Source organism: Pseudomonas sp. GW456-12-10-14-LB2 (assembly GCF_002884345.1).
GTDB classification, from domain to species: Bacteria; Pseudomonadota; Gammaproteobacteria; order Pseudomonadales; family Pseudomonadaceae; genus Aquipseudomonas; species Aquipseudomonas paraglycinae.
In genome coordinates, this window is record NZ_POHV01000182.1 from 1 (window position 1) to 266 (window position 266).

At 59.8% G+C, this 266-nt stretch carries 1 pseudogene; it reads right to left on the bottom strand.

The window, feature by feature from the left end:
* Positions 1 to 266, bottom strand: a pseudogene (locus tag C1X29_RS29325) (hypothetical protein); the annotation flags it as partial.

A 266-nucleotide genomic window follows, 5' to 3' on the forward strand; every position in this document is an offset into this window, starting at 1 on the left:
GGCCGATGTCGTGATCGTGCGGCTGGCGTGAAAATCCGCCGCCTGGATATCGGTGACGGCGCCGAGCACCCAGTGGCCAAACTGCTTATCGTAGCCGAACTGAAGTCCCCCGAACACGCCGTTCGGATTGAGGTTCGGGAACTGATTTCCGTTGGTGGTGGCGCCGGGAAGGCCGGTGATGAGAAATCCCGTGATGTTGCCGACGTTTCCGGGATTGACCAGATTGAGGCTCGGATTGGTGTTCTCACCCCAGCCGTAGCCAAGAT